This window comes from Haloferax marinum (assembly GCF_009674625.1).
GTDB classification, from domain to species: domain Archaea; phylum Halobacteriota; class Halobacteria; order Halobacteriales; family Haloferacaceae; genus Haloferax; species Haloferax marinum.
In genome coordinates this window covers 3,039,941-3,063,202 of sequence record NZ_WKJQ01000001.1, presented here as the reverse complement: position 1 = coordinate 3,063,202, position 23,262 = coordinate 3,039,941, and the positions used below count along the sequence as shown (strand labels likewise).

Genomic DNA, 23,262 nt, shown 5'->3' with positions numbered 1-23,262 from the left:
TCACCTCCATCCTAAGCGCCCCGTGAGATGACCCGCTCGATTGCCCTCGTCTGGTTCCGCCGTGACCTCCGTCTCCACGACAACGCTGCGCTCGTGTCGGCGTGCGAGGCAGCCCACGTCGTCCCAGTCTACTGTTTCGACCCCAGAGAGTACGGACGGCGTGCGTTTGGCGGACCCGATTCCTTCGAGTTCCTGAAGACAGGTCCACACCGAGCACGGTTCCGTCTCGAATCGGTCGAAGCCCTCCGGTCGTCGCTTCGTCACCGAGGCAGTGACCTCGTCGTTCGTGTCGGACGCCCCGAGTCGGTGATTCCTGAACTCGCGGCCGCTGTCGGCGCCGACTTCGTCACCATGCACACGTGGCCGACGTCTGAGGAACGGCAGGTCGAGTCGGCCGTCAGACGGGCACTCGACGATATCGGCGTCGCGTCGCGTCGGTTCTGGGGACACACACTCACACACCTCGACGACCTCCCGATGTCTCTCGACGACCTTCCAGACACGTACACGACGCTCCGAAAGGCGGTCGAAGCAGAGTCGACCGTTCGCCCTCCGTCTCCAACGCCAGATATCCCCGCAGTCCCCGCTGACGCGCCCGAGCCTGGAACGCTCCCGACTCTCTCGACCCTCGACGACGGTCTGTCGATGCCGGTGGACGACGACCGAAGCGTCCTCACGTTCGACGGTGGCGAGAACGCGGCACTCGACCGTGTCGAGTCGTACGTCTGGGAGGGCGACCACCTCCGTAGGTACAAAGAGACACGAAACGGGATGCTCGGTGCGGATTACTCCTCGAAGTTCTCGCCGTGGTTGAACGAGGGGTGTCTCTCGCCCCGGTACGTCCAGTCGGAAGTCGAACGCTACGAAGACCAGCGAGTCAAAAACGACTCGACCTATTGGCTGACGTTCGAACTTCGCTGGCGAGATTTCTTCCAGTTCCAGTTCGCCAAACACGGCACGACGTTCTTCTCACCGGGTGGTATCAGAGAACGGGCCGACATCGACTGGCGAACCGACGACGCACAGTTCGAACGGTGGGCCACGGGAGAGACAGGTATCCCGTTCGTCGACGCGAACATGCGAGAGTTGAACGCGACAGGGTACATGTCGAACCGTGGTCGGCAGAACGCGGCGTCCTTCCTCGCGAACAATCTCCGTCTCGACTGGCGACGCGGTGCCGCGTACTTCGAGACGCAACTCGTCGATTACGACCCCGCGTCGAACTACGGCAACTGGGCGTACATCGCAGGCGTCGGCAACGACGCTCGAGAACGGTATTTCGACATCGTCGAGCAGGCTCGACTGTACGACGGCGACGCTGCGTACGTGACACACTGGCTTCCCGAACTCGCTGCACTCCCGCCCGAGTACGCCCACGAACCGTGGACGATGCGTGACGACGAACAGGCCACCTACGGGGTCGAATTGGGTGTGGACTATCCGAAACCGATGGTCGACCTCGATGCGTCGTACGAAAAGTTCGGTTGAGTGGTGTGGGGTGGGCCGCCGTTCAGGCCATCCACATGTTGTCGCGGGATTTGTCCGTGCGAGCGACGACGACCGTGAGGAGCGTCAGGAGCGAAAACGCGATGAGCGAGAGCCGAGGGATGGTCAGCAGTCCGTCGACCATCGGATAGAGAACACTCGTACACGGGCCTCCGACGGAACAGGTCGCGTTGGGGGCGACTTGCAGGTACGTGTGGTAGCCTGCGAGCGCGACGCCGCCGAGTGAGAGGGGCAACACGGTCTTCCAGACGTTCCCACGGTCTTCGATAGCGGCGACCCCGAGGACGACGACGAGTGGGTACATCAGGATACGTTGATACCAACAGAGGTCACAGGGCGTCAGCCCCAACCCGAGACTGAAGTAGAGGCTTCCAGCGGTCGCTGCGAGTGCGACGAGCGTTCCCGCACCGAGTATCGCCCGAGTCGTGTCTGTCACGGGCGAGTCCCCCGACCGGTGGTCGTTGTGTCGAGAGGGCGTCGTCGATTCGAAGGCAGTACACCACTGTTCTGGTCCTGTGTCACGTGACGGGTCATTGGCTCAGTCCGACGTTGAGGAAAGATACGAGGGGGTCTACCTGAAGCCATCGGCTAGTCGGACGGGTTCTGAGAGTGGCCCTCGCCGCACCAGGGGACGACCGGTGGGCGAATCTTCGAGGGGCCGACTCGTTTGAGAACGGTTTGCACCGAACCAGTGCGTCTTGACTGGTGTCTCAATGGATTATGAATGTTGTCCCGGTTTGGGACCGCGCACTACGTCAGAAATACGACGAGTGCACCGCCGAGAACCCCGCTCGTGACCAGAAGCGCACTCTTTCGGGCGACGGGGGTGAGCAACGTCCGGTCGATACTCGCCGCGAGGAAGATTTTCACGAAGATACTCGCCGCCGTTCCCGCCAGCACACCAGCGATTGCGGTCGTACTTCCGATGCTTCCGCTACTGTAGAGGGTGACGACCGTCGTGACGACGGACCCACTCGAAACCAGCCCCCCGAGGAAACTCGTCACGACGAACCCCGTCGCACCGAAGTACTGCTGTGCCCCCGCCGAGACGAGAAGTACGACGAGGAAGAACAGTCCGAACCGGAGGGCTCCTTTGAGGTTGAACGGCGACTCGAACGACACGTTGAGGTCGACACCCCACTCGCCCGAGTGCAGTGCGTAACTCACTCCAACGACCGCGATGAGTCCAAGTGGAATGCCGACCTGCACTGCGATTTCGGGGACGAACACGACGACGAGTACGAGGTTGCGGACTGCCATCGCCGAGTCTGCCATCAAAATCGCACCGACGGCGAGTGCCCGAATCGACGGGTTTTGTTCTGCTCGACTGGCGATCTCACCGATGACGGCGGTGGAGCTCACGAGTCCGCCGAAGAACCCCGTGATAGCGATGCCGCGCTCGCCGTACCGCCTGATGATGATGTAGTTGACGAAGCCGATGGCGCTCACTGCGACGACCAACAACCAGACGGTTCGTGGGTTCACCGCGTCCCACGGGCCCAGTGGTTCGTCTGGGAGCAACGGATAGACGACGAACGCGATGATAGCCAACTCGATTGCACTCCGAACTTCGTCGGAGGTCAGTCGGTGGGCGAACCCGTGGAGTTCCCGCCGGAGGGCCAACAGGAGTGACGACGTGAGGGCGACGATGACCCCTTCGAGGACGTAGCCTCCAACCACCGCCGCACCGACCGCGTAGGCGACGAGGAGCGACGTCGACGTCGTCAGCGACAGACTCGCACTGATGGTGCTGTCGGAGTTCTCTGGGTCAGTTGCCTCGAACAGGTCCAACTCCGAGGTATCTGCGTCGGGCTCGTCACGGGTAGTGCTTCGCTTGACGATTCCACGCCCGCCGAGTAACACCGCCTGGACGACGACGAGGGCCCCGCCTACTGCAAGAAGGACTTCGCTCCCAATCGCGACGGCGATTCCCCCGACCAGACTCGTCAGTGTGAACGTCCGCATCCCGGCGGATTTTCCGGACCGCTCGCGTTCCAATCCGAGGAACATCCCCAGCGCCGCCGCGATGAACAGCCGGGCGATGACCGGGTCTACCGATGCGAACACCTCTTGGACCATCACACCACGTCCATGGAGGGACCTCCCGGTGGCTGGCGAAGTGTCATACTATATATTATACTTACTTTATGAGGTTAAATACGTGGGCGGTGGGGGGAGTGGTGAGGAGCGGAGTCACCAGAAAACGACGCTGTGTGTCCGTCCTCGGGAGGGGGAACTCAGGGTATTTTATCCCGTATTGATATCGTATTGTCATTGACATGGCGAAAGGAGACGTCGAACTCAAGTCACCGTACACCGCTCCCGCTCACCTGATTTCCGACGTGTTAGACGTCCTCTCAGACGAGTACCGGGTGACAGAAGGTCGCCGCGGGAGAGAGAAACTATACCACGAGGTACACCTCACGGGTGCTCCAGAAGACTCGGAGTACGAGGTGACCAACTTGACGAATGCCGAGGGGAAGACGCCCTCTCCAACGGTTGGTGGCGAACACGAACTCCTCCTGAAGGTCCAAAAGGGGACTTCCGAAGCGGACGAGGACGCAGTCGTCGCGCTTCTCGCCAGGGCGTTCTCTGTCGAAGAATCTCACACCAACAAACACGCGACGTACTATTCCGTCTGGTGATTGCTCGGTACTGTCTGGTGGTTGCTCGGTCGGGGAATTGAACCTCACTCACTCCGCTCACTTCGTTCGCTTCGCTCCCTGATTCAGAATCCCTGTGCTCACACACACTCACAACAGCCGTCGCGACGCGATAAAACGCGTCGCTTGGGGTGTTGTTTCAGAGAGAAGTGCTCGGTAGGGGATTTGAACCTCAGTCGCTCACTGCGTTCGCTCCCTGATTCCAATCCCCTGTGTCGCATTCACTCTCACAAGAACCGAGAGACACAGAGGTCTCTCGGAGGTTTGTGTTCGAGAGAAGTGCTCGGTAGGGGATTTGAACCCCTGTCCTCGGCTCGAAAGGCCAAGATGATTGGCCGGACTACACCAACCGAGCCAACTGCATTCATGGGTGGTAGTTGGATTATTTTAAGCGTTGCGTTCCGTCGCCGGTGAGTGAGAGGAACCCACTCACGGATAGCGATTACTCGCCCGTGAATTCGGGGTCGCGGTCGCTCGTGAACGCTGCGATACCTTCCATCAGGTCAGTGGTTGTAAAGAGGAGGCCGAACGCCTGTGCCTCGACTTCGAGACCGGATTCGGTGTCTTCCCAACCGTTGTGCATGGCGCGCTTCGTGTAGCGCTGTGCGACCGGTGGGCCCTGTGCGAAGCGCTTTGCGTACTCGAACGCCTGCGTCTCGAAGTCGTCGTTGTCGACCACTTCGTTGACGAAGCCATAGTCGGCCATCGTCTCGGCGTCGTAGCGGTCGGCGCTGAAGATAATCTCTTTCGCGCGGCCGGTGCCGACGATGCGCTGGAGGCGGACGGTGCCACCCCAGCCGGGGAGGAGACCGAGGTTGTGCTCGGGTTGCCCGAACTCGGAACGCTCGGTGGCGATGCGCAGGTCGGCGCACATCGAGAGTTCCATCCCGCCGCCGAGACAGAAGCCGTCGATACCCGCGACGACCGGTTCGTCGAGCTTTTCGAGTTTGCCGAATGTCTGTTGGCCCTTGCGCGAGAGTTCGACGCCGGTGACTGGGTCTGCGCCGCCTGCAGCGATGCTCGTCACGTCTGCGCCTGCCGAGAACGCACGGTCGCCAGCGCCAGTCAGGAGGACGGCGCGCACGTCGTCGTCGTCAGCGAGCACGTCGAGTGCCTCGGAGAGTTCGTCCAGCAGTTCGGTGCTGATGGTGTTGAGTCGGTGTGGTCGGTCGAGCGTGACGTGACCGACGCCGTCGCGAACCGCGACAGAGATGTCGTCGAACGAGAGCGAGTCGTCGCCTTCCTCGTCGCCGCCGTAGAACCCGTCGCCTGATTGGGCGAGGTCACGGAGGTATTCGACTGCCTCGTAGCGCTCTTCGCCGGTCTCTTCGTGGAGTTTGTCGAGCGCTCCGAGGAGCGTCGGGATGCCGGTGTTGTCGGCCATCTTCGCGGGGCCGTCGGGGAAGCGTCCGCCGAGTTTGACAGCACGGTCGATTGCGTCAGCGTGGGCGACGTCGTTGCCGATGAGGCCGGCGACTTCGTTCGCCATGACACCGAGGAGTCGGTTCTTGACGGACTCCTTGCCTTCGTCGTGGGGAACCTGCGCACCCTCGCCATCCTCGTAGTCGTAGAAGCCCTTGCCAGTCTTCTGGCCGAGGTTTCCTTCTTCGACTTTCTCGGAGAGGAGCGGACACGGCTTGTAGGCGTCGCCGAGCACCTCGTGCATGTATTCGAGGACGTGATATCCCACGTCGATGCCGACGTAGTCGGCGAGTTCGAAACTCCCCATCGGGAGGCCGAGGTCGTACTTCGTCGTGGCGTCGACTTCGGCCATCGTCGCGTCGCCGGAGTGGACGATCCACGCGGCCTCGTTCATCAGGGGGACGAGGATACGGTTGACGATGAATCCGGGACTGTCCTTTCGGACGCGGACGGGCGTCTTGCCCATGTCTTCTGCGAGGTCTTCGATAAGTTCGAGCGTCTCGTCGGCGGTGTGCGCGCCGGAGATGACCTCGACGAGGTCCATCCGAACCGGCGGGTTGAAGAAATGCATTCCACAGAATCGCTCGGGTCGCTCCGTCACCTCAGAGAGTTCGGTGATAGAGAGACTGGACGTGTTCGTAGCGAAGACGGTGTGGTCCGGTGCGAACTTCTCGAGGTCCGTGTACACCTCTTTCTTGATGGACATCTTCTCGGGGACCGCCTCGATGACGACGTCGGCGTTGGCGACTGCTTCTTCGAGGTCGACGACCGGTGTGACGCGGTCGAACGCGGCGTCTGCATCCTCCTGCGAGAGTCGGTCTTTCTCGGCGAGTTTGTTCAGCGACCACTCGATTTGGTCGTAGCCCTTCTGGACGAACTCGTCTTTGATGTCTCGAAGAACGACGTCGTACCCGGCGAGGGCCGCGACTTCTGCGATGCCGTGGCCCATGTTGCCCGCACCGAGAACGGTGATGGTGTTGATATCGTCTACCTTCATGGACAAACGTTACAGAGTGCATTGGTTTCAACGTTTCCATCGAGTGAAAAGTAAACTTATTACTCGTTTATTTGAGATTTCCGAACGAATACGGCTATCGGTGTCGAGTGGTGCGATTCTGTCAGAGTCAACTGCAGAATCGGCGTCCCGATGGGTCGCGCTCAGTCCACGGCACGCCAGAGATAGAGACTAGCGTAACTCCGATACGGCGTCCACGTCTCGGCGTGTTCGACCATCTCACCTCGCGAGAGGGCGTCGGCTTCGACGTCGAAGACGCGCTCCATGCCCCGCCGAATTCCGAGGTCCTCGACCGGAAACACGTCCTCGCGCGCGAGCACGAAGATGAGGAACATCTTCGCCGTCCAGACGCCGACACCGCGAATCTCGGTTAGTGCGTCTATCACTTCCCCGTCGTCCATCGCCCGCAGCGACTCCGCGGACAACCCGTCTTGGAACGCTTCGGCGACGTTTCGGACGTAGCCGACTTTCTGCCCCGAGAGGCCGCAGTCCCGGAGGACTGATTCGTCGGCCGCGAGTATCCCGTCTGGGGTAACCTCGACGCGGTCGAATATGCGGTCACGAATCGTCGCCGCGGCCGTCGTCGACAGTTGCTGGTTGACGATGGAGACGACCAGTCGCTCGAACGGGTCGGTCGATGGGTCGAGCGTCTGTGGCCCGTGGTCTTCGACGATATCGCCGAGGTGTGGGTCGGTTCGGAGTGTGTGGTAGGCGTCGTCGCTCATCGACCCGTGCTACGATGGTCAGAGAGAAAAGTTCGGCGTCGAAGAGAACGCTCCCGCGGCGTCGACTGCGGGCGTTTACTCTTCGAGGCGTTCTTCTTCTTCGTCGTTTTCGGGGGCGGACCGGTCGGCGTTCGCACGGCGGCGAACGTCGACGCGGTAGTGTTCGAGGATGTCGCGGCCGAGGAGCAGTGGGTAGTCCATGTGCGACCGGTCTTCGACGCTGGCGGTCACAGTGTGTTGGGTCCCACCGATACCGATGACCAGGTCGACGACCGGGCGTGCCTTGCCACGCTTGACGCTGCCGGACTTCACGCGCGTCATGCTCTTGATGGGGCCGGCACCGATTTCGGCGGCGAGACTCGTGTCGATACTGGTCCGAGTCGCACCCGTGTCAGACTTGGCGAGCGTCTGCTGGGACCCGCTGGTCCCGTTGACGACGACTTCCTCGATGTAGCCGATGAGAGGCGCCTCACCGTCGAAGATGGGCGACTCTGCGGGTGCGCAGGACGGCACGGAGTCGTCGAGCGTCGATGCGAGTTCCTGCACGCGCTTTTGGTCGACTTCGCCACCAGCACGCTCGATAGCGAGTTTGGCGATGTACGGCGCGGGGCTCTTCCCCGTCGCCTGGTAGAGACCCTTGAATCCGGCCGTCGGGTTGGCTTCGAGGACGAACCAGCCCTCGTCGCTCTCGACGAGGTCGACGCCGACGTAGTCCATCTCCATCACTTCGGCGGTGTACAGTGCCGTCTCACGGGCTTCTTCTGGCATCTCGTCCGTCGCGTTGAGGACGTCGCCGCCGAGGGCGACGTTGGTTCGCCACTCGCCTTCCGGTGCGTAGCGGTACATCGCGCCCACGATTTCGCCGTCGACGATGTAGACGCGCAGGTCTCGGTGTCGCTGGTCGTCGTGGTCGATGAGTTTCTGGAGGAACGCCTGCCGGTTTCCGACCTTCGGGTTGACGGGTTCGGTCAGGTCGACCTTCCACGTCCCACCGCCGTGCGTCCCGATTGCGGACTTGTAGACAGCAACGTCACCGAATCGCTCACGGCCTTTGTTCAGTCGGTCGTTCGAGAGCGCGAGGAGCGCGTCCGGCACCTTGATGTTCCAGTTTGCGAGCGTTGCGGCCGTGGCGAACTTGTGAATCGCCGCGAGGACCGCGTCTGGTTCGTTGAGCATCGGCCGGATGCGGTTGAACGTCGTCGCGAGACCGAGCAGTTCTGCAGGTTCTTCGGTGTTAGAGAGGAGTAGTCGATTCGCAATAATGTCCACCTCAGGTTCGACGTTCACCTCACCATCTTCGATATTGACCGCCGCGTTCTCACGTCGGAGCCAGACTGGTTCGTGGCCTAGGTCCTCGACTGCGTTCAGGATCGCTTTCGTCTCCTTGCTGTTGTGGAGTGAAAGAACCCCAACACGTACTGCATCGTTGTCGTTGGTGGACATACTTGACTCAACTCAGGCGGGTTTCAAAGGTATGACGGTCCAGATGCGTGTCTAGTGACTAGTAGGTACTGGTCTGATCGATTCCGCCTCGGCGCGACCGTTTATAAGTCCGGGCCTCTCATCCCAACACATGGCCGACAACGAGGCCTTCACCTACAACGGAGGGAAGGTCGAGCCGGGTGAGACGCAAGATATCCGGTACGGCATCTCGGAGACGTATCTCGGCGACCCGGTTCGCATCCCCGTCACGATAATCAACGGGGAGCAACCGGGCCCAACCGTCTTCCTCTCTGCTGCCGCCCACGGTGACGAACTGAACGGCATCGAAGTCGTCCGCGAGGTCGCCTACGAGTGGGACCTCTCGGACCTCGCCGGAACGCTCGTCTGCATGCCCGTGTTGAACGTCCCCGCGTTCCTCGCGCAGCAGCGGTACCTCCCCATCTACGACCGCGACCTGAACCGGTCGTTCCCTGGGTCAGAGACGTCGACGGGAGCGAAACGAATGGCGTATCGTATCTATCAGAACTTCATCGCACCCTGTGACTTCGGCATCGACTTCCATACGTCCACGCGTGGCCGAACGAACATGCTTCACGTCCGCGCTGACATGTCGGACCCCGAAGTTGCCCGCCTCGCGAACGCCTTCGGGTCACACGTCATCATCGACAGCACCGGAAGCGACGGGGTGCTCAGAACGGAAGCTTCCAATCGGGGCACTCCGGCGATAACCGTCGAGATGGGTGAAGCACACCGGTTCCAGCGTGAGCTCATCGACGAGGCGCTCGCCGGCGTCGAGAGTGTCTTCGCGGAGTACGGTCTCCGCACGACGTCCACCGTCAACTGGCCGGGATGGCGAACCGTCATCTCCCGGAAGAACGAAAAGACGTGGCTTCGGGCCGACTCGGGTGGCATCGTCGATATGCACCACGACCGAGGTGCGCTCGTTCACGAAGGTGACCGTATCTGCACCATCACCAACCCGTTCAAAGACGACAACGTAACCGTCGTGGCACCCTTCACCGGGCTCCTCGTCGGTGTCCTCGAAAATCCCGTCGTCTACCCTGGGAATCCGCTCTGTCACCTCGTCGAACTGAAGGACAACGTCCGCCGCGTCGTGGAACGAGAACAGTCCGCATCACCAGAAACACCCGTATGACGTTGGCCTGAGAGGCCGAGAGAATACGGTGTCCGGCGATTTTTGCCATCCTTGATGATACATCATACACGTAAGTTCTATACCCTCCCCGTCCCGACGCTCACAAGAGCATGAGTCAGTCTTACAATCGGGGCCTCATCGAGGACTTCAGTCGATGGCGGGAGTTCTCGGCCGGCATGTGGGCCTGGATATTCCACAAGTTCACCGGCTGGGTGCTTGTGGGGTACTTGTTTACCCACATCGCTGTGTTGTCGACGGCCCTCTCGGGCGCGGCGGCGTACACGAACACGATTCAGGCGCTGGAGAGCCTACTCGTCGTACGCATCCTCGAGGTTGGGCTGCTCGCCGTGGCGGTGTTCCACATCCTCAACGGAGTTCGACTGCTGTTTGTCGACCTCGGCGTCGGCCTGGAAGCACAGGACAAGAGCTTCTACGCGTCGCTTATCCTCACGGGTGTCATCGTCGTCGCGAGTATTCCCACCTTCCTCTCAGGGGTGAGCATCTAATGGCAGAACGATACACGTCCTTCGAGCCAGGCGGACGCCGGTGGCTGTGGCAGCGCCTCACCGCCGCGTTCCTCGTGATAGTATTGGCATTCCACTTCTTCCTGCTTCACTTCCTCAACCACGCAGACGAAGTGACGTTCGCCCTCTCGCAGGCGCGAATGCAGCAGTTGACGTACTTCTCGCTGATGATTCTGTTCCTCATCACCGCGACGTTCCACGGCGTCAACGGCGTCTACAACGCCCTCGTCAACTCGGGCCTGTCCGGGTCCCGGAAGACGGCGGTCAAGGCGATTCTCGGTGTCGGGAGCCTTCTCGTCATCATCCAGGGCGTCCGCACCGCACTCGCGTGGTCCGGAGGTGTTCCCATCTAACCATGAGTACGCAAGTTCCCGAACGAGTCGAAGACGAATCGTCCGGTGAGTCGGTCTCGCCCGGCAAGCAGAAGCGCGACCAGAAGAAGCTCGAGCGCGCAGAACGTATCCAAGAGCAGCGTGAGGCCGAAGCGGCCGAGAAAGCACGCTCCGGCGACGATACGTACCACCTGAAGGTCTTCCGGTACGACCCCGAGGTGCCAGGGAAACAAGAGCCGCGCTTCGACGACTTCTACGTCCCCTACAAGCAGGGGATGACCGTCCTCGACGCACTGATGTGGGCACGCGACCACTACGATTCGTCGCTCACCTTCCGGCACTCGTGCCGGCAGGCTATCTGTGGGTCCGACGCCCTGTTCGTCAACGGGTCGCAGCGACTCGGCTGTAAGACCCAGTTGTCGGCCCTCGCAGAACCCGTTCGAATCGAACCGCTCCCGCACGCCGACGTGGTCAAGGACCTCGTCGTCGACATGGAGCACTTCTACGACCAGATGGAAGCGGTCGAACCGTACTTCCAGACGAACTCGCTGCCAGACGGCGAACTCGACGAACAGCGCCAGACTCGCGAGAACCGCGAGAAGGTCAAGATGTCGACCCGCTGTATCTGGTGTAGCGCGTGTATGTCCTCGTGTAACATCGCGGCCGGCGACAACGAGTATCTCGGCCCAGCGGCCATCAACAAAGCCTACCGCTTTGCGATGGACGAACGCGAAGGCGAGGACATGAAGCAGCGCCGTCTCGAAATCCTCGAGCAGGAACACGGTGTCTGGCGCTGTCAGACGCAGTTCTCGTGTACCGAGGTGTGCCCGAAGGACATCCCGCTGACCGAGCACATCCAGGAACTCAAGCGCGAGGCAATCAAGAACAACCTGAAGTTCTGGTGAACTTCTCGGTGAAACCCTGAAGTCAGAACAACCCTACGACACACTCAAACACACACCATGTACGAACACGACGTTATCGTAGTCGGCGCGGGCGGGGCAGGCCTGCGTGCGGCTATCGCGGCACACGAGGAAGGAGCCGACGTGGCCATCGTGTCGAAACTCCACCCGGTCCGAAGTCACACGGGCGCGGCCGAGGGCGGTATCAACGCTGCACTCCGCGAGGCCGACTCGTGGGAGGACCACGCGTACGACACGATGAAGGGCTCGGACTATCTCGCCGACGCACCGGCGGCCGAGACCCTCTGTAAGGACAGTCCGAAAGAGACCATCAAACTCGAACACTGGGGGATGGCCTTTTCGCGCGACGAAGACGGTCGCGTCAGTCAGCGACCGTTCGGTGGCCTCTCGTTCCCGCGGACGACCTACGCGGGTGCAGAGACCGGTCACCAGTTGCTCCACACGATGTACGAGCAACTCGTCAAGCGCGGCATCAAGGTCTACGACGAGTGGCACGTGACGCAACTCGCCGTCACCAACGAGGAGAAGCCAGAGGACCGAACCTGTCACGGCATCGTCGCCTACGACGTCCAAAGCGGCAAGGTCGAAGGCTTCCACGCCCGCAACGGCGTCATCATCGCGACGGGCGGCCTCGGACAGGCCTACGACCACACCACGAACGCTGTCTCCAACACCGGCGACGGCGTCGCGATGGCGTATCGCGCGGGTGTCCCCATGGAGGACATGGAGTTCATCCAGTTCCACCCGACGACGCTCCCTTCGACGGGCGTTCTCATCTCCGAGGGTGTCCGCGGCGAAGGTGGGATCCTCTACAACGAAGAGGGCGAGCGCTTCATGTTCGAGTACGGGTACGCCAACAACGCAGGCGAACTCGCCTCTCGTGACGTCGTCTCCCGCGCCGAGTTGACGGAGGTCAACGAGGGCCGTGGCATCGAAGACGAGTACGTCCACCTCGACATGCGCCACCTCGGTACAGAGCGCATCCTCGACCGTCTCGAAAACATCCTTCACCTCGCAGAGGACTTCGAGGGTGTCGACGGCCTCGTCGAACCGATGCCGGTCAAGCCCGGTCAGCACTACGCGATGGGCGGTATCGAGACAGACGAGAACGGCGAGACGTGTATCACCGGTCTGTACGCGGCAGGCGAGTGTGCCTGTGCCTCCGTCCACGGCGGCAACCGTCTCGGTGGCAACGCGCTCCCCGAACTCATCGTCTTCGGCAAGCGCGCCGGCCACCACGCCGCTGGCAAGGAGATGGACGACGCGAAGATTACGACCGGCAAGGTCGGCGACTACGAGGAAGCCGAAATCGAATCGCCGGTTCCGCTCGGTGAGTCGGGTCTCGGCGGCGACGTTGCAGCAGATGGCGGCGCAGCGGCCGCCACCACCGGCAGCGAACTCGTCCAGCAGTTCGTCGACGAGGAACGCGAGACCATCGAAGCGCTGCTGGAGAAAGACGAAGGCATCCAGCACGCAGAGATTCGCGAGCGCGTCCAGAAGTCCATGACGCAGAACGTGAACGTCTTCCGTGAGGAGGAGGGCCTCAAGCAGGCGCTCCGCGACATCCGCGAAGCACGCGAACTGTATCTGGACGTCTTCGTGGCCGACAAGTCCCGGACGTTCAACACGGACCTCCTCCAGACGCTGGAGACGCGCAACATCCTCGACATCGCCGAAGGCATCACCCTCGGTGCGCTCGCGCGCAACGAGTTCCGTGGTGCGCACTGGCGCAAAGAGTACCAAGAACGCCGCGACGAAGAGTGGCTCAAGCACACGCTGCTCTCGTGGAACGACGGCGAACCCGAACTCTGGTACAAGCCGGTCATCCTCGAAGGCGAGAACAAGACGTACGAGCCAAAGGTTCGGAGCTACTAAGCTCGTCTCACGCCGTCGAGCACTCCAGCGTCGAACACGTCTTTCACACTTCTTTCGAAGCAGACTCCGAAGAGCGGGCGCGCCGAGTCGTCGCCACAGGACTCTTCGAGAAACCGTACTCACGCTCGAATCGCACGACACCAGCGAGTAGGCTGACCAACGTATATTTCCACGGAGAACCCGTACGTTCGACCGGAAGGGTGGCTCAGTGGTAGAGCACACCGGCAGTGACCGTTCACGGTCAAATCCGGTGGTATTCGATTGGCTTCGCGTGGTTCGACTCCCGCCCCTTCCATCTTCTCGGCACGGCTTGGGTCGGCAGCAATCTCTCGACAGCGACGCCACACTATCTTCGACGACAGTCGAAGTACAGGCCGTCGAAAGCCGTATTTTGTCGCATGTACGTTCGTGACGAACCCAACGATTCGCTCGAATCCGAGTAGTTCACGGCCTCAGCCGCGTCACCGGGTATTCGACGATTGTTGTAAGAGAGTTTTATTATTGTCGAAGCACACTGGACGACAACGACCATGCAACAGACGGTTCCAAAAATCGAACTCCCTGGTGAGCTCGAATCCCCCTCGGCAAAACTCGTGTATCTGTACCTCACGACACACGACGGTGCCTCTATCACCGAACTGCAGGACGGCCTCGAAATGAAGAAGATTTCTCTCTACAGTATCCTCAGCACGCTCTGTAAGCGTGGTCTCGTTCGGCAAGAGGCCGAACGGTACCACCTCACTCAGTGATTTCTCGGGGACCGTGCAGGCCGAACCTGTGCACCGTCGCGGACCATATCTTCGCAGTAGGGACACACTCGCGGTTCGTCCATACCATCGGGCGTGAACACGCGAGCGTAGGCGGGTGTCACGAACGATTCACAGTTCTGACATCGTGGCATGACATCCAATATTCATAATGAATGTCACATAAGTTTTCTCCCTACAGCAGCGCGAGAAGTGCTCCGACGACGAGCAGTGCGAAGATGAGGAACGTCACTGCGAGCATGAACTGGTCAGTGGCGTTCATACCGAAACGACGCCTTCGATAGAGATAAAGTGCTGTCACGTCTTCTCACGACGCGAAATCGTCTGATTTTCTTCAACGATAATGGCAGAGGTAGAACTAAATTACCGCACTCCGAGCACTCCGTATCAGAACCTAATGGAGTACGTGTACGCGGGGACTGGATTGCTCGTCGGCCTCTTCCTCGGAGCAATTGCAGTCGTCACTGCACTCACGTACACCCCCTACGGTGCGTCGTTGTTCGACACTGCGATTACCGCGTTGACCGGTGTCACCCTCCAACTGGGTAACCTCCTCTCTATCTCGGCGCTCACAGCGTTCGCGTTCGAGGCGCTCGCACTCGGTGGGATTCGCTATCCGATCGTCGTCCCGGCGGCGTTCGCCTACACGCTGACACACGTCACCGTCTACTACTCGTGTATCCGAATCACCGACCTCCAGTCGGAACCACTCAATCCCGACGTTATCATCCAGCACAACCCGTTTCGTGCGCTCGTTCTCGGTGTTCCGGGTTCACTTCTTCTCATTCGGGTTCGGCCACCGTCCGGTCGAAACTGAGGGGTTCGTGGGTGCTGTTCGGTCTGAATGGGCCTCTGTTCTTTTAGTCTGGCCCCTCGAACCACTATGCGATGCGCGTTGCAGCCTTCACCGACTTGACCGGTCCGGACGGCGTCTCGATACTCGACCGACCAACCCCAGAACCGGGGCCGGGAGAGGCAGTCGTCGACGTCGAGGCGGCCTCGATAAACCGCCACGACCTCTGGATTCTGGAGGGCGCAGACACGCGATACGACGACGACGACCTTCCGTTCGTCAGCGGCCTCGACCTCGCTGGCGAAGTGCGTTCCGTCGGCGACGGCGTGACCGGGGTCAGTCCCGGTGACCGGGTCGTCCTCTGTCCGAACCAGACGTGCGGCGCGTGCCAGTTCTGTTACGAAGGGCCCGAGAACCTCTGTGAATCGTTCACGCTGTTCCACGGTGGCCTCGCAGAAGCCGCCCTCGTCGACGCGAGTCGCCTCGTGACGCTCCCCGAGAACGTCTCGATGACACACGCCGCTGCCCTCCCAACAGCGTACATGACCGCGTACCACATGCTCCGTCGGGCAGACGTCGGACCGACGGACCTCGTCTTCGTCCCCGGTGCGACGGGTGGCGTCGGTGTCGCCTCTATCCAACTCGCGGGCGTTCTCGGCGCGGAGACTGTCGGCACGTCGTCCTCGCAGGCGAAACTCGACCGGATGGAAGACATCGGACTCGACCACGCGATTCACTCGACCGACCCAGACGAGATCGAGAGCGCAGTTCGAGACGTCGGAACCCCAGACGCGGTCTTGAACCACCTCGGCGGCGAGTACACGCAACTCGGCCTCGGCGTGCTTCGCCGCGGTGGACGGATGGTCGTCTGCGGCGGGACTGCCGGGCGCTACTCGGAAGTCGACGTCCCTGGCTTGTTCCTCAAACACAAGCAACTCATCGGGAGTACGATGGGCACGCAACCGGACCTCGAAACCCTCGTGGACCTCGTCGCCGACGGCTCACTGGTTCCCGAAATCGACGAGATCTACCCGCTCGAAGAGACTGGTGCTGCCTTCGAGGCCATGCAGAACCGCGATAGCGTCGGGAAACTCGTCGTCACGACGTAACTAGAAACGAGAGTATCGCTTCACGCCGTGGCGTTGCTCTCTGTGCGTCACGTTGTTCCGCAGAACAGGGCCAGGAGTGGGATTTGAACCAGACCCAGACGTGCTCGCTCACGTCGTTCGCTGTGCGCGACCGGTAGGGTTCAAATCGCCACCGTCTCCTCCGTCTTCGTCACGGTGCTCCGTAGAACAGAGCCAGGAGTGGGATTTGAACCCACGAAGTCTCGATTACAAGTCGAGTGCATGAACCGCCCATGCTCTCCTGGCGCGTCTTCCGATTATCGGTCCTCCTTTGAGTGTGTATCGTTTTGTATCGATTTCTCCAGTTCGATTCGATGCGGACGATAGCCGTGGCGTCGGTAGAATCTGCGGGCGGATTCGTTGGCCGCCATGACGTCGAGGCCGACGACTTCGGCCCCGGCGTCGCGGAGGCGTTCTTCGGCCGCAGAGAGCAACCGACTCCCGACGCCCTCGCCGCGTCTCTCTGGAACGACGAACAGGTTGCTGACGGTGCCGCGAGTCACGTCCTGTTCGTACGTCCCGGACTCGACTTCGAACATGACGAACCCGACGATGTCGTCGCTCTCGTCGTGTGCGACCAGGACGCCGTCGAAGGTGATGTGACGGGCCAACGATACCCGAATCGGTGTCCGATTCGCGCCTGCGAAGAGATGTGACCCGAACGCACGCTGTCCGTTGGCTAGTTCGACCCACAGGTCAGAGAGCGTGTCGAGGGCAGACATCTCTGCGACTGAGACCCGCATACCGCCACTATGGCCCGCGAGAGTCCTTTTAAGTATCGCTCACCCTGCTCCGGTGCGTCCAATCGCGGTCCCGCAGTTAGTCAACTGCCATATTCGACTGCAACCGCATAAGAAAGATTTATGTCTGTTAATCGGCCCCTCATACCATGAGGATAGTTATCAATGGGTATCGCCGAAACCTACTCCCGCGGGAGGGCCTTGGCCATCGAGCGTCCGTTCGCGCTCGTACTGGGAGTCATCGCAGCAGTACTGCTCGGTGACCTCCTCCTCGGGCTAGCAACTGGGCAGACGCAGTTTGCCGATATTGGCACGCTCGTCTGGGACGGTCTGATGCGGGGGCTCGTAATCGGCCTCGCGGGCATCGGGTTGTCTATGACGTACAGTATTCTGAACTTCGCGAACTTCGCACACGGTGACTACATCACGGCCGGCGCGTTCTCTGGGTGGGCGACGACGTATCTCATCGCCGGACTCAGCCGTGCAGACATCGGTGCACTGCTGTTGGTCGGTGCGGGTGGCTCCGTCTACGGTGGGTCCCTCGGTATCGGGATGTTGTCGACGCCGCTGGCAGTCGTCGCCGGCATCGTCGTCGCCGGTGGGTTCGCCATCGCGCTGTCGCTCGGCGTCGACCGATTCATCTTCAGACCGGTGCGTAACGAAGACGGCATCACGCTGCTCATCACGAGTATCGGTGTCGCCTTCGCACTCCGGTACATGATGCAGTTCGTCTTCGGGTCAGACGTTCGTGGCACGACGGCTCAGCCACCATCTGTTGGTCTGTACTTCGTCGACGGAACGGTGTTCATCGACGCACACGACATCACCCTTCTCGTCATCGCCTCCGGGTTGATGATCGGCGTCCACCTGCTCTTGCAGCGGACGAAACTCGGGAAGGCCATGCGTGCGATGGCAGACAACAAGGACCTCGCACTCATCACCGGCATTCCGACCGAACGCGTCGTTCGCTCGACGTGGATTATCGGCGGCGGTCTCACTGGCATCGCCGGCTACATGTTCGTCCTCTGGAAGGGCACGCTCGGATTCAACGATGGGTGGCTCTTGCTGCTTCTCATCTTCGCGGCCGTCATCCTCGGCGGTATCGGCTCCATCTACGGAGCGATTACTGGCGGCCTCGTCATCGGACTGACCGCGTCGATGTCGGTTCTGTGGATTCCGTCGGCGTTCGCTCGGGCAGCAGCCTTCGTGGTGATGATCGTCATCCTGCTCGTGAAGCCGTCCGGTCTCTTTAGTGGGAGGTCGACCGCATGAGCGTCAAAGAAGACATCACCGCCCGCGTTCCGGGTGGCGACACGGGACTCATCGTTCTGGTCCTCGCGTCTGCGTACCTGCTGTACCTTCTGGCAGGTATCGGACTCGGGTACGACCTGCGTGGTCAACTCAACTCCATCGCGACGCTGACGTTCTACATCGGCGTCTTCGCGATGCTGTCGCTCGCGCTCAACCTCCACTGGGGGTACACGGGGCTGTTCAACATCGGTATCGTCGGCTTCATGGCCGTCGGTGTGTACGTGATGGCCCTGGTCTCGAAACCGCTGTACGTTGCCGGTGGTGCTGCACAGGTCGGTGGGCTCGGGCTCCCGCTCTGGGTCGGCATCCTCGCCGGGATGCTCGCGGCCGCCATACTCGGATTCGTGGTCGCCTTACCGGCGCTTCGGTTGCGGGCAGACTATCTCGCCATCGTGACCATCGCGATGTCGGAAATCGTCCGGTTTAGCTTCCTCTCGGGAGACCTGCAGGCGTTCTCCCTCATGGGGACGAGAGTCGGATTCGGTGGCGGGTCGGGGCTCATCCTCGACTTCACGCCACCACTCGAAGCACTGTTCCAAGCGTTCGGTCTCTGGGGAGTCTACAATGGCCTCGTCGACGCGTTCAGAGCAATCGTTCCGACGAATCCGAAACCGGTCGTCGATGGCCTCATCTACGGCCTGTTGCTCCTCGGCTTCGTCGTGGCGTTCTACTGGCTGCTCAAGCGGACCGGTGAGTCGCCATTCGGCCGCGTGCTGAAGGCGATTCGCGAAGACGAAGACGTCGCAAACGCGCTCGGGAAGAACACCGACGGCTTCAAAATCAAGTCGTTCATGCTCGGTTGTGCCCTCATGGGCCTCGCCGGGATCCTCTGGCTCATGCCGCAGGGTGCCGTGACGCCGAACTTCTTCCGGCCGCGCGTGACGTTCTTCGTCTGGATTGCCCTCATCATCGGCGGTGCGGGGTCGAACACCGGCAGCGTCCTCGGCGGTGCAGTGTTCGCCGCGGTTCTCTACCAGGGCCCGCGCTACTTCCAGAACCTCGTGAGTACCGTCTTCCCCAACCTCGACTCACCCTCTGGGTTCGGGCAGGCGATTTCGCCGCTCATCAGCTCGTTCGACCCTGTTCCGTTCTTACTCTACACGATCGACAGCATTCGGCAACTCCAACTCGTCGTGATGGGTCTGGTGCTCATCTGGCTGATGCACAACCGGCCAGAAGGGCTCCTCGGCCACCGCAAGGAGACTGCCTCCGTCATCCCACTGTCGCGTCCGAAGTCGATGGTGGCCGCCGACGGTGGTGCCGACGAGTCGGTTCGTACCGATGGCGGTGTCGACGAAGGTGACAGCACGGTAGACCGCGAGTCTAACGGAGGTGTCGACGATGAGTGACGCATCGAACCCGTCAGTCGACGACGTTGCGAACAAAGTCGACGACGACGCACTTGGTGCGTTCGCGTCCGGTGTCGATACGACAGAGCAGTTCCCGCTTCAGGTCGAAGGGCTGCGAAAGTCCTTCGGTGGGATTACCGCTGTCGACGGCGCGTCCTTCGAAGTCGAAGCCGGGACACTCACGGGTCTTATCGGTCCGAACGGGGCCGGAAAATCGACGACGTTCAACCTCATCACGGGGATGCTCAAACCCGACGCTGGAACTGTCACGTTCAACGGCGAGGACATCACGGGACTCGAGCCCCACGAAATCGCGAACCGCGGGATGGTTCGGACGTTCCAGATTGCTCGTGAACTGAGCGACATGACCGTCCTCGAGAACATGATGCTCGCGCCGAAACACCAGCGAGGTGAGGCGCTCTGGCGGTCGGTCACGCCGGTGCTCCGCGACGACGTCCGCGAACAAGAAGAGGAACTTCTCGAACGTGTCTGGGAAGTCCTCGACTTCTTCGACATCGACCACATCGCACACGAGTACGCGGGCAACCTCTCCGGTGGCCAGCGGAAACTGCTGGAGATGGCTCGGGCACTCCTCACGGACCCCGACATGCTCCTCCTCGACGAACCGTTCGCCGGGGTCAACCCGACACTCGAAAAGAAGCTACTCGAACACGTCCACGAACTTCGCGAACAGGGCTACACGTTCCTGCTCGTCGAACACGACATGGATCTCATCATGAACAACTGTGAACACGTCATCGTGCTCCACCAGGGTCAGGTCCTCACGGAGGGCACGCCCGACGACATCCGGAGCAACGAGGAAGTCATCGAAGCCTACCTCGGAGGAACCGTATGAGCGTCGACGCGAACACCGACGCGACGAGCGGTGCGGGCGTCGAAGACCGCAGCGACTGGTTGTTGCGCGTCCGCAACCTCGACGCCGGATACGGCGACCTGCAGATTCTCACCGACGTCGACATGGACGTCTTCGACGGCGAGTACGTCACCATCGTCGGCCCGAACGGGGCCGGCAAGTCGACGACGATGAAGTCCGTCTTCGGACTGACTGCCCACATGGGTGGGACGGTCCAGTTCCAAGACGAGGACATCACCGGTCGGCGACCCGAAGATATCATCCACGTCGGCATCGGGTACGTTCCACAGAACGACAACATCTTCCCGACGCTGACGGTCGAAGAGAACCTCGAGATGGGCGCGTACATCCTCGACGACGTGCCACAGGACGCGATGCGCGCGGTCTACGACCGCTTCCCCATCCTCGAAGAGCGGAAACACCAGAAGGCAGGAACCATGTCTGGCGGACAACAGCAGATGCTCGCGATGGGCCGGGCGCTCATGCTCGACCCCGACCTGCTCTTGCTGGACGAACCGTCTGCGGGTCTCGCACCCGACCTCGTCGAGGAGATGTTCGACAAAATCGACGAAATCAACGAGGCTGGCACGGCCATCCTGATGGTCGAACAGAACGCCAAGGAGGCGCTTCGACGCTGTGACCGTGGGTACGTCCTCGCGAACGGGCAGAACCGCTACATGGACCGCGGAACTGCGCTCCTCGAAGACGAACAGGTCAGACAGGACTTCCTCGGCGGATAACCCCACGCCCCGAATTCCATTTTTTCCGACGCTGACGCGCTAGCGGAAGCACTCGTTCATTCTGTCGAAATCACCAACTTCTGACAGAACTCGCGTGACACAGACAGAGGGTGTATGCAGCAGGACGTTTCCTTGGCTGCGACGACCATCCGGCTGTGATATCCACGTCGACAGGGGACGAGCGCCGGGGCTCCGTCGTGGTCGGTCAGTTCACACCTTTCGACAGCTCGGCACCTGCTTTGAATTTTACTTCGTTCGATGCCCCGTCCGCGTTGACCAGATGGAGAACGGGTGCGTCCAACGCAAGGTGCGTCAGCACGTAACCGTCCTCTTCTACCAGTCTTCGACCACCCGGCTTCTTTCGGACGACCGAATCATTCCCCTGGTGGCCTTCCTCAGAGAGCACTCCTCGTTCGACCAGTTCATCGACAGGGCCGTCGTCGATTCGCGCTCCCCGCCGTCGACGCATGACTATCCGGCGTCTCGTATCCCCACGCGCCACGACCACATCGTCGAGCCCATCTCCGTCGAGGTCACCAACGTCGACGCCGACGACTGGAGCAGAATCAACCATTGTGAGCAGCGTGAACGCGTCCTCGTACAGAGACGAATCGTCGATAATCCAGCCGCCCGAGTAGATAAGCTCCTCGTCAACTACAGACTGGCCCACATAGAACAGTGCCGGGAACGGGTGCGGACATCCCGGCGGCTGGACCGTCACCTGCGCGACAATCATTCCGTTGAGCCTGCCCTGATGTGTCGTGCTGGTCGGTACATCGTCTGCTTGTGCCCCCCACGAACGCAGGTTCGCCGGTTCGTACGCCTCGCCCTCAGCCGGACACACCAGCACCGACGCCCCTCGTTCGACCGCTGGTGCGTTCGAGATGAGCAGTGTGCCGTCACTCGCTTGAAAGGCTTCGAGTCCGCCGCCCGTCGACACCGGTCCCGTCACATCTGCAACGAAGTGAGGCGAGGGACCGCACACCGTTCCCGGAGTGATTCTGGCGTCGTCATCATCACAGTCGCCGCCTCCATCAGCAGCCGAATTAATGCGTCCCCACGCATGGTCAGTGCCTTCACCGTTACCCATCAGATACTCAATGAGTCGCTCCGGCGTCACCGCCTCTCGAAGACTCCCATTCCCACCCGGAATCTCCGCGTCTGGAAGTGCAACAGTGAACCGCTCAGCAACGACGGCCTCACCGCCTAGGTACTCGTGGATGAGCTCCAGTTCCTCATCCGCGTCTTCAGTGCCATCACCGAGACCGTCATCGTCAGCATCACCATCTACCGCGACCGGTTGAGTCCGGTTACTCCGCGAGGAGTTGTGGTTCTGCGCCATGGCCGTGGATGCGGTCACCCAGCCTTCCAGTTCGACTTCTCCTGAGAAACCTCTGGCTTCGCCCTTCAGTATCGGAGTCAATCGAGTTACACGTGGTTCGGTGAGCGCGATGCTGCCGCCACTTCCACCGGCACCCGCGAACACCGCTGCAGGCGACGCACCCGTGTTCGTCACGGCAGAGGCAACTCGATTCAGGCACCCACTGAGCCCACCGACTACAGCGATACCGCCTATCGCGAGCAGCTTTCGTCGACTGATGGTGGCACGTGATACACCGTGTTCGTGACCGTCCCGTTCTCGTGAATACATAAACGAACAATGAACATCATCTAAACTGATAAGTATTCTGTGCTCACCAGAGCAACGGGATTTCGGTGAGTGGTCGACTCGCGCGCTGTATTCAGCACGGCCACAGAGACCTCACCGAACGCTGTCAGAAAAACCGTGCAAGACTTAGAGGATGCATCTCGCACATCAAGACGCTCCGTCCGATGCAAGAGACTACCGCTCAATTCAGTTGATATATTTCGAGGAGCTGTGGTTGATCAGAATCCACATGAGCGATAATAGTGTGCAGAATAGGGTCACCGAAATCAGGTATCCCCTTAGAAATGAGACTGAAAGCTCAAACTCAG

23 protein-coding genes and 3 tRNA genes are annotated in these 23,262 nt (G+C 60.9%); 15 read left to right on the top strand and 11 right to left on the bottom strand.

The window, feature by feature from the left end:
* Positions 1-27 precede the first annotated feature (27 nt).
* Positions 28-1,488, top strand: coding sequence for a DASH family cryptochrome (locus tag GJR99_RS15540; protein ID WP_151113757.1), 1,461 nt, complete (start codon positions 28-30; stop codon positions 1,486-1,488).
* Between the two features lie 22 nt (positions 1,489-1,510).
* On the opposite strand, the gene GJR99_RS15535 is transcribed toward GJR99_RS15540, so the two are convergent.
* On the bottom strand, positions 1,511-1,942 hold the full coding sequence (locus GJR99_RS15535; protein WP_151113755.1) for a disulfide bond formation protein B: 432 nt from the start codon (positions 1,940-1,942) through the stop codon (positions 1,511-1,513).
* A gap of 314 nt (positions 1,943-2,256) precedes the next feature.
* Complete coding sequence (locus GJR99_RS15530; protein WP_151113752.1) at positions 2,257-3,585, bottom strand: MgtC/SapB family protein; 1,329 nt, start codon at positions 3,583-3,585, stop codon at positions 2,257-2,259.
* Positions 3,586-3,785: 200 nt separating this feature from the next.
* On the opposite strand from GJR99_RS15530, the gene GJR99_RS15525 reads away from it, so the two are divergent.
* Positions 3,786-4,151, top strand: a complete 366-nt coding sequence (locus tag GJR99_RS15525) for a hypothetical protein (RefSeq protein WP_151113750.1) — start codon at positions 3,786-3,788, stop codon at positions 4,149-4,151.
* A gap of 298 nt (positions 4,152-4,449) precedes the next feature.
* On the opposite strand, the gene GJR99_RS15520 is transcribed toward GJR99_RS15525, so the two are convergent.
* From GJR99_RS15520 to GJR99_RS15505, 4 genes are all read right to left on the bottom strand, one after another.
* A tRNA-Glu gene (locus GJR99_RS15520) sits at positions 4,450-4,524 on the bottom strand.
* 87 nt (positions 4,525-4,611) lie between these two features.
* Positions 4,612-6,588, bottom strand: coding sequence for a 3-hydroxyacyl-CoA dehydrogenase/enoyl-CoA hydratase family protein (locus tag GJR99_RS15515; RefSeq protein WP_151113748.1), 1,977 nt, complete (start codon positions 6,586-6,588; stop codon positions 4,612-4,614).
* 161 nt (positions 6,589-6,749) lie between these two features.
* Positions 6,750-7,331, bottom strand: coding sequence for a DNA-3-methyladenine glycosylase family protein (locus GJR99_RS15510; RefSeq protein WP_151113746.1), 582 nt, complete (start codon positions 7,329-7,331; stop codon positions 6,750-6,752).
* 75 nt (positions 7,332-7,406) lie between these two features.
* Positions 7,407-8,774: a putative ATP-dependent zinc protease gene (locus GJR99_RS15505; protein WP_151113744.1), complete on the bottom strand. Its 1,368-nt coding sequence runs from the start codon at positions 8,772-8,774 to the stop codon at positions 7,407-7,409.
* A gap of 130 nt (positions 8,775-8,904) precedes the next feature.
* Here GJR99_RS15505 and GJR99_RS15500 point away from each other — a divergent pair, with 130 nt between their 5' ends.
* The 7 genes from GJR99_RS15500 to GJR99_RS15470 all read left to right on the top strand — a co-directional run bounded on the left by GJR99_RS15500 (position 8,905) and on the right by GJR99_RS15470 (position 14,333).
* A complete protein-coding gene (locus tag GJR99_RS15500) occupies positions 8,905-9,930 on the top strand; it encodes a succinylglutamate desuccinylase/aspartoacylase family protein (protein ID WP_151113742.1) in 1,026 nt (341 codons plus the stop codon).
* Positions 9,931-10,040: 110 nt separating this feature from the next.
* The gene (sdhC, locus tag GJR99_RS15495; protein WP_151113740.1) at positions 10,041-10,436 is read left to right on the top strand and encodes a succinate dehydrogenase, cytochrome b556 subunit; all 396 of its coding nucleotides are present in this window, start codon (positions 10,041-10,043) and stop codon (positions 10,434-10,436) included.
* On the top strand, positions 10,436-10,807 hold the full coding sequence (locus GJR99_RS15490) for a succinate dehydrogenase (protein ID WP_151113738.1): 372 nt from the start codon (positions 10,436-10,438) through the stop codon (positions 10,805-10,807). Before sdhC ends, GJR99_RS15490 begins: the two co-directional genes overlap by 1 nt.
* 2 nt (positions 10,808-10,809) lie before the next feature.
* Complete coding sequence (locus GJR99_RS15485) at positions 10,810-11,691, top strand: succinate dehydrogenase/fumarate reductase iron-sulfur subunit (protein ID WP_151113736.1); 882 nt, start codon at positions 10,810-10,812, stop codon at positions 11,689-11,691.
* A gap of 57 nt (positions 11,692-11,748) precedes the next feature.
* Entirely contained in the window at positions 11,749-13,584 is a 1,836-nt protein-coding gene (locus GJR99_RS15480; protein WP_151113734.1) for an FAD-binding protein, read from the top strand.
* Between the two features lie 194 nt (positions 13,585-13,778).
* Positions 13,779-13,879, top strand: a tRNA-OTHER gene (locus GJR99_RS15475).
* A 235-nt stretch (positions 13,880-14,114) separates the two neighbouring features.
* Entirely contained in the window at positions 14,115-14,333 is a 219-nt protein-coding gene (locus tag GJR99_RS15470) for a helix-turn-helix domain-containing protein (RefSeq protein ID WP_151113732.1), read from the top strand.
* Here the strand turns inward: GJR99_RS15470 and GJR99_RS17990 are convergent.
* Both GJR99_RS17990 and GJR99_RS17745 read right to left on the bottom strand, forming a co-directional pair.
* Positions 14,327-14,485, bottom strand: coding sequence for a DUF7563 family protein (locus GJR99_RS17990; protein ID WP_449405222.1), 159 nt, complete (start codon positions 14,483-14,485; stop codon positions 14,327-14,329). The two genes, GJR99_RS15470 and GJR99_RS17990, sit on opposite strands and share 7 nt — an antisense overlap.
* A gap of 41 nt (positions 14,486-14,526) precedes the next feature.
* A complete protein-coding gene (locus GJR99_RS17745) occupies positions 14,527-14,652 on the bottom strand; it encodes a hypothetical protein (protein WP_255518309.1) in 126 nt (41 codons plus the stop codon).
* A gap of 96 nt (positions 14,653-14,748) precedes the next feature.
* Here GJR99_RS17745 and GJR99_RS15465 point away from each other — a divergent pair, with 96 nt between their 5' ends.
* Together GJR99_RS15465 and GJR99_RS15460 are read left to right on the top strand one after the other, a co-directional pair.
* The gene (locus GJR99_RS15465) at positions 14,749-15,168 is read left to right on the top strand and encodes a hypothetical protein (RefSeq protein WP_151113730.1); all 420 of its coding nucleotides are present in this window, start codon (positions 14,749-14,751) and stop codon (positions 15,166-15,168) included.
* A gap of 71 nt (positions 15,169-15,239) precedes the next feature.
* Positions 15,240-16,253: an alcohol dehydrogenase catalytic domain-containing protein gene (locus GJR99_RS15460; protein ID WP_151113728.1), complete on the top strand. Its 1,014-nt coding sequence runs from the start codon at positions 15,240-15,242 to the stop codon at positions 16,251-16,253.
* A 190-nt stretch (positions 16,254-16,443) separates the two neighbouring features.
* On the opposite strand, the gene GJR99_RS15455 is transcribed toward GJR99_RS15460, so the two are convergent.
* Together GJR99_RS15455 and GJR99_RS15450 are read right to left on the bottom strand one after the other, a co-directional pair.
* Positions 16,444-16,517 (bottom strand) — tRNA-Thr (locus GJR99_RS15455).
* A gap of 11 nt (positions 16,518-16,528) precedes the next feature.
* On the bottom strand, positions 16,529-17,014 hold the full coding sequence (locus tag GJR99_RS15450; protein WP_151113726.1) for a GNAT family N-acetyltransferase: 486 nt from the start codon (positions 17,012-17,014) through the stop codon (positions 16,529-16,531).
* 330 nt (positions 17,015-17,344) lie between these two features.
* Here GJR99_RS15450 and GJR99_RS15445 point away from each other — a divergent pair, with 330 nt between their 5' ends.
* The 4 genes from GJR99_RS15445 to GJR99_RS15430 are packed head-to-tail and all read left to right on the top strand — an operon-like array spanning position 17,345 to position 21,285.
* Positions 17,345-18,283, top strand: a complete 939-nt coding sequence (locus tag GJR99_RS15445) for a branched-chain amino acid ABC transporter permease (protein WP_191967157.1) — start codon at positions 17,345-17,347, stop codon at positions 18,281-18,283.
* Positions 18,280-19,671 (top strand): branched-chain amino acid ABC transporter permease, encoded by a 1,392-nt coding sequence (locus GJR99_RS15440; protein WP_151113722.1) that lies wholly within the window; start codon positions 18,280-18,282, stop codon positions 19,669-19,671. The genes GJR99_RS15445 and GJR99_RS15440 overlap by 4 nt, the downstream gene beginning before the upstream one ends.
* The gene (locus GJR99_RS15435; protein WP_151113720.1) at positions 19,664-20,527 is read left to right on the top strand and encodes an ABC transporter ATP-binding protein; all 864 of its coding nucleotides are present in this window, start codon (positions 19,664-19,666) and stop codon (positions 20,525-20,527) included. Before GJR99_RS15440 ends, GJR99_RS15435 begins: the two co-directional genes overlap by 8 nt.
* On the top strand, positions 20,524-21,285 hold the full coding sequence (locus GJR99_RS15430) for an ABC transporter ATP-binding protein (protein WP_151113718.1): 762 nt from the start codon (positions 20,524-20,526) through the stop codon (positions 21,283-21,285). The genes GJR99_RS15435 and GJR99_RS15430 overlap by 4 nt, the downstream gene beginning before the upstream one ends.
* A 205-nt stretch (positions 21,286-21,490) precedes the next feature.
* Here GJR99_RS15430 and GJR99_RS17660 read toward each other — a convergent pair whose 3' ends face one another.
* Positions 21,491-22,708: a hypothetical protein gene (locus GJR99_RS17660; protein ID WP_228717011.1), complete on the bottom strand. Its 1,218-nt coding sequence runs from the start codon at positions 22,706-22,708 to the stop codon at positions 21,491-21,493.
* Between the last annotated feature and the right edge of the window lie 554 nt (positions 22,709-23,262).